Source organism: Ferrovibrio sp. (genome assembly GCF_019636075.1).
GTDB lineage: Bacteria > Pseudomonadota > Alphaproteobacteria > Ferrovibrionales > Ferrovibrionaceae > Ferrovibrio.
The window spans coordinates 1-6103 of the sequence record NZ_JAHBYG010000079.1 but is presented as its reverse complement, the minus strand read 5'-3'; the positions used below and the strand labels follow the sequence as shown (position 1 = coordinate 6103).

General features: G+C 64.8%; 6 protein-coding genes. 1 reads left to right on the top strand and 5 read right to left on the bottom strand.

The features are described from left to right. From KF827_RS19370 to KF827_RS19350, 5 genes are all read right to left on the bottom strand, one after another. The coding region (locus tag KF827_RS19370) for a DnaJ domain-containing protein (protein ID WP_291009225.1) at positions 1-427 on the bottom strand (427 nt) is incomplete at its 3' end. Beyond that, a complete protein-coding gene (locus tag KF827_RS19365) occupies positions 427-1854 on the bottom strand; it encodes a hypothetical protein (RefSeq protein ID WP_291009222.1) in 1428 nt (475 codons plus the stop codon). The genes KF827_RS19370 and KF827_RS19365, both read right to left, overlap by 1 nt. A gap of 20 nt (positions 1855-1874) precedes the next feature. After that, positions 1875-2390 carry an RT0821/Lpp0805 family surface protein gene (locus KF827_RS19360; protein WP_291009219.1) on the bottom strand — a complete coding sequence of 172 codons (516 nt, stop codon included), beginning with the start codon at positions 2388-2390 and terminating at the stop codon, positions 1875-1877. Between the two features lie 225 nt (positions 2391-2615). Next, positions 2616-3887, bottom strand: coding sequence for a glucosaminidase domain-containing protein (locus KF827_RS19355; protein WP_291009216.1), 1272 nt, complete (start codon positions 3885-3887; stop codon positions 2616-2618). Between the two features lie 157 nt (positions 3888-4044). Next, positions 4045-4605 (bottom strand): NifU family protein, encoded by a 561-nt coding sequence (locus tag KF827_RS19350; protein WP_291009213.1) that lies wholly within the window; start codon positions 4603-4605, stop codon positions 4045-4047. 236 nt (positions 4606-4841) lie between these two features. Between KF827_RS19350 and KF827_RS19345 the strand changes: the two genes are divergently transcribed. After that, the coding region (locus KF827_RS19345; protein WP_291009210.1) for an adenylate/guanylate cyclase domain-containing protein at positions 4842-6103 on the top strand (1262 nt) is incomplete at its 3' end.

The following is a 6103-nucleotide window of genomic DNA, read 5'->3' as shown; positions in this document are numbered from 1 at the left end:
GCATGGTGCCGAAGATTTCGTCGAGAAAGTCTTCCGGGTTGTCGCCGGCATTCTGGCCGAAGCCCTTGCCGAACGGGCCGCTGCCGGTGCCGCCCGAACCGCCGCCGAACGGCCCGCGTGTGCCGCCGCCGAATGGTCCGCGCCCGCCGCCCGGCCGGAAACCGCCGCCAAAGCCGCCGCCGAAACCAGACGCGCGCTGCTGGCCGCCGGCATCGATTTCGCCGCGATCGAATTTGCCGCGTTTTTCCGGGTCGCCCACGATGTCGTAGGCCGCCGATACTTCCTTGAACCGCTCGGCGATTTTCGGATTGTCGGGATTGCGGTCGGGATGCAGTTCCTTGGCCAGCTTGTGATAGGCCTTCTTCACTTCGGCCTGGCTGGCCGAGCGTGCAACACCCAGAACGCTGTAAGGATCGCGCATGGCCATCACCCGCCCTTGGATTGCGCGGTGCTGCGCAGCAGGCGCGGCGCCAGATCCATTGCCTGGCCGCGTTGCGTGTCGCTCATCATGCCGGCCAGATCGGCTGCCGCTGCTTCGGCCTTCTCGTCGCCGCGTTCGGCAGCCAGCCGCAGCCAGGCCAGGGCGCGCACCGCATCGCGCGGCAGGCCACGGCCATCGCGGTACATTTCGCCAAGCCGGGCCTGGGCGCGCATATCGCCATCCTGGGCCAGCGGCAGCCAGTAATGCAGCGCGCCGAAATAATCGCCATCGCCAAAGGCCTTGGCACCGGAATCGAAGGGCTCGATCTTGGCGGGAGGCGCAGACCAGGTGATGGCATCGCGGCCCGAAGCGGCAGCCGGGGCAGCAGCGGGCGGAGCGACCGGCGCAACAGCGGGCGCAACAGCGGGCGCAGCAGTGGGCGCAGCAATGGGCGCGGGCGCAGCCGGGGCAGGAGCCGGCACAATTGGAGCAGCGGCAGCAACAACGGGCTCGGCTACAGCAGGGGCAGCGGCAGCAGGCGCAGCGACAACGGGGGCAGTTTCAGCAGCAGCAGTTTCAGCCGCCGCCGGTGCGGGCAGGTTGCTGGCCAGCATCGGTGCGGGGCTTTCCGGCGCGGTGCTCAGCAAGGCGGCCTGGCTGGAAGCAGGATTGGCGACCGGTGCCTGTGCCGGGGCTGCTGCCTGAATCGACGCCCGCGCAGTTTCAGGGGCCGATGCAATTTCAGGGGCCGATGCAATTTCAGGGGCCGATGCAATTTCAGGGGCCGATGCAGTTTCAGGGGCCGGCGCAGTTTTAGGAGCCGGTGTGGTTTCGGTAGCCGGCGTCAGCGCGGTTTGCGGCGGCGGCGGCAATTCCAGGGCGCTGGCCCGGCTGTTGATGGGTGCGGGTTGCTTGGTGACCAGGTTGGTCAGGCGTTCCAGCGCTTCGGGCTGGCCGGCGCGCGCTGCGGTGTTATACCAGGCCAGGGCAACCGGCTCGTTCTTCGCCATGCCCAGGCCAAGTTCGTTCATCAGGCCGAGATTGAATTGCGCCGATGGATTATTCTGGCGCGCGGCGGCCTCGAACCATTTCGCCGCTTCGGCATAATCGCGCTCCACGCCTTCGCCATGCAGATACAACGCGCCGAGATTGGCCTGCGCACGCGCCAGCCCAAGTTCGGCGGCGCGGCGATACCACTGCACAGCCTGCGCCATGTCGGCCGGGCCGCCCAGGCCCATGCGATAGAGATGCGCCAGATTGCGCATCGCCGCCGGATCGCCGCTTTCGGCCAACGGCTGCCATTCGCTGCGGGCGCGGCCATAATCGCCGGCCTCATAGGCAGCCACGCCTTCGGCAAAGCCGGCGGCTGCCGGTTTCGCCCAAAGCACGGGCCAGAACAGGCCGGCGGCCAACAGCAGGGATGCGGCTCTCATGGCGTAAGCGCTGAAGGCGATTATTGCACCACGCGCCAGCTGCCATCGGGCTGACGGCAGGCAGTGCCATAGGCCTGCTCGGATTTGCCGCCCACGGTCACGCTCTGCTGGAACTCGCGGCAATATTCGCCGGTGGCATTGTTGGTGCCTTCGCGGGTGGGCGTGATGGTGCCGGAATTGCCGCTATCGGGGTTGCGCCAGGAAATCTGCTGGCCGATCGGCGCGCTGGTGGCGCGATGGCTGGCCTGCTCCATCTGGGCGCGATCCGCCTTGTCGAGCGAGTTGCCGATCTGGTTGCCCAGATAGGCGCCGGCCAAAGCACCGGCAGCCACGCCGACCAGCTGGCCGGTGCCCTTGCCGAATTGCGCACCCAGCACGGCGCCGCCGATGCCGCCCAAAACGGTGCCGACGGATTCCTTGTTCATCTGCTGGCCTTCGCAGGCAGCAAGCGTCACTGCCATCAGCGCGGCAAGGCCGATCGCGCGCAGCTTGCGGGCGCTGAAACCGGTCGAAGCGGATTGGGAAACAATGGTCATGACAGACATCCTCCAGACAAACGCCACCCCTGACCAATATAATGGCCCAAACCAGTAAATCGGTCTGGCCAATTATATTGGCGCGGCTTTGCCGGCTGCAAGGGCGGGGGTTAAGGAATGCCCCGGTATCGCACCGGACAGGTCGCTTTACGCCCCGTGCCTGGGTGCGGACAGGCCGTTTTGCGGCCTATCCTTAAGCCTATCCTTAAGGAAGTGTAAATCCGCTCAGGACTTCTTGAAGAACTCGAAACCGCTGAACAGGGCTGGCGGCTCGTCCGAAAGGCGGGCGGAGTCGAAAACCTCGAGATCATTGGTGCGCATGATCGAGCGGATGCCACGGATATATTCCGATCCGCGCACCGAATAGCGGTGCAACTGGCTGGCCAGGGTATGACTGTCCAGCGCCTGCTGCTGACGGCGCATGTCGGCGCGCTTCTCGCGGAATTCGCGATAGCTGCTCTTGGTGTTCAGGTTGCGCATATACGCGGCTACCGAATTCTCCAGGCTGGAGAAGCGCAGCACTTCGTATTTCTCACCCTCGGGGCGGTTCTCCGGCACGATGCCCGAGCCCGGATTCCAGGTCCATTGGCCATACACGGCATTGCCCAGCATGGCGAAGCGCGAGGTGCCCCAGCCGGATTCCTCGATGGATTGAGCCAGCGCCAGCGACGGCGGCACGATATCCACGCGCAACAGCAGTTCCAGGGTATCCACTTCCTCCAGGCCGTATTGCTGGGCCAGATCCTGCAGCCATTCGGCATCGCGGCCGCGCGGCTCCAGGCCCATGGCGGCGCGGTCATGCAGGCGGGCCAGGCGGTCGCGGTCGGCCTGGATACGCTCGTTCTGGCGCAGGATATGCGGCAGCATCACCTTCACGAAGGCGCGTTTGCGCTTTTCGGTCAGGGTCACGTCGGCCAGATCGATCGGCAGCTTGGCCATGAAAATGCGCGGCACTTCCAGGCCCGGGCTGGCCGAGCGGATATCCGCCAGGTCGAAACCCTGGCTTTCGAAGCGGCGCAGCAGATTGTCCACGGTCCGCTCGGCCTCGGCGCGCACGGCGCTGCGATGCGGCGACAAGGCCTTCACCTCGGCCAAGCGGCGGGCTGCCTGCTCGGGGGGAATGGCGGGCTTGTCGTTCAGGCCAAGCTTGTCGGCCGACGGCGCAACCACGGCCGAGGCCAGTTCGATCTGTGCTGCGGGTGCAGCCTTTTCCGGAGCCTTGATCTGCGGCAGGCGCCATTCCACCTGCGCCAGTCGGCCCAGGCGATCCCAGGCATCCTGCACGGTCTGGCTCAGCGCCACCGGCTGCGTTTCGGCTTCCGGCACATGCGCCAGCATGCGGGCCGACATCCAGCCCACGCCAACGCCACTGATCATGCCAACGCTCACCAGCAGGCCTATCCCGGCCATCACCAGTCGAACATCGGAACCGATGGAAAGCAGCCGCTTGCCGCGTTGCTCGCCACCAAACTCGGGGCGGTTGGTATCCGCCGTCATGGGCACCTCCACAGTTTCAGCACCGGCTCTCACCTTTGCTGCGGGCAGACAACTTCACCCGCACGGATCGACGCTCGGCGCCGCCTTGTGTACGATTCCCTCGCAAGGAACCAATCTAAGCGGGCGGAAATACGGCCGCCCTGATCACAAAAAAGCCTCAAACCGCCCGGACTTCAGTTACTTCCGGCACGTAATGGCGCAGCATATTCTCAATGCCATGCTTCAAGGTCGCGGTGGAACTGGGGCAGCCGGCGCACGAGCCCTGCATATGCAGGAACACGATACCGCGCTGAAAACCGCGAAAAACAATATCGCCACCATCCTGGGCCACGGCGGGCCGCACCCGGGTGTCGATCAATTCCCGGATCTGGCCCACCACTTCGCGGTCGGCCGGATCGAATTCGCCTTCATCCTCATCGCCGGCGGAGGCTCCATCATTCATCACCGGCAGGCCGGCAACGAAATGCTCCATGATGGCGCCCAGCAGCACTGGCTTCAGCTCCGACCAGTCGGATTGCATGGATTTCGTCACGGTGACGAAATCCGCGCCCAGATAAACCCCATCCACGCCGGCAATGGCAAACAGGCGCGTGGCCAGCGGCGAATCCTTCGCTGCTTCGGCATCGCGGAAATTGGCACTGCCCTCGCCCAGCACATCGCGGCCGGGCAGGAATTTCAGCGTCGCCGGGTTCGGCGTGGTTTCAGTCTGGATGAACATCATCCGCTCCAATCGGTCCTCGCGTAAAAGACCCAGCCACGACATAATTGCCAGGGGGGGCCGAAACGCCCCTGGAAATTGGTCAGGGGGTCCGCAAATATCAAGAAAGAAATCGTTACGATTTCCTAGGTTGGGAAATCTTGTTGCGTAAACTGCCGTTAATGGGAAAGATTTTTAATCCATGTGGATAGAATCGCCGATTCGGCTCAGGTCGTGGCAACGGCTTGGGGCCTGCAATGAGTGAGGCCCCGGCCATCGAACGCCTGGTCAGCTGGCCCGATTCGCGGCTTACGCTCACGCCTGCGGCTGCCTGGTTGATCGATCATGGCGGCGAAGCCACCACCATGCAGGCATTGATCGCAGGCTTGTGCGAGCGGTTGCTGGATGAGGGCCTGCCATTGCAGCGGGTGAACGTGGCGCTGCCTTCCATGCACCCGCAAGTCTATGCCCGCGCCTTCACCTGGGTGCGCGGCGAGGGCGTCAACACCGCCGTGGCCAATCACGACGTGCGGCAGTCGAAGGAATATTTCAACAGCCCGGTCTATGCCATCCATCAGGGCGCCGCCGCCATCCGGCGCCGGCTGGATATCCCCAACGCGCCGATGGATTACGGCATCCTCACCGAATTGAAGGAAAAAGGCGTCACCGATTACCTGGTGCTGCCTATGCGGTTCACCCAGGGCCCCTCCAACGGGGTGAACGACCAGGGCATCCACCGCCATGTCAGCTTCGCCAGTTTCACCACCGACCGGCCCGGCGGCTTCCTGCCCGCCGAACTGAGCTATCTGATGGAACTGACCCCGATCATGGCCCTGCGGCTGGAAATCGAGGCGGCCCGGCGCATGACCCGCGATCTGCTGATCACTTATCTGGGCCGGGCGCCGGCGAAGCGGGTGCTGAAGGGCAATTTCATCCGCGGCCGGGGCTTCGAGGTGGAGGCGGCGATCTGGGTTTGCGACCTGCGCGGCTTCACATCTATATCCGACCGCACGGAATCGGCCGAACTGATCGGCATGCTGGACGATTATTTCGAGGCCATGGCCCGCCCGGTGCAGCAGCGCGAGGGCGAGGTGATGAAATTCATCGGCGATGGCATGTTGGCGATTTTCCGCTCTGGCGACGGCAACCCGCAGCCCGGTGTGGATCCGCGACAGGCCGCCTGCCGCCGGGCGCTGGAAGCTGCCAAGGGGGCTTTCGAGGCGTTGCACGAGTTGAACCAGGGCCGCGGCATGGCCGGCGCTCCGCCGCTTCGGGTGGGGATCGGTCTGCATTATGGCCGCGTGGTGTTTGGCAATGTGGGCGCCACCGACCGGCTGGATTTCACCGTGATCGGCCGGGCGGTGAACGAAGTGGCGCGCGTGGAAGCCGCCACCAAGACCATGGAGCGCCCGTTGCTGGCCTCCGATGCCTTTGCCGAATTGCTGGGCCAGGACCGGCAGGAGCCCGGCTGTAGGCTTGAATCCCTGGGTTTCCACGCATTGCGTGGGGTGAAAGAGCC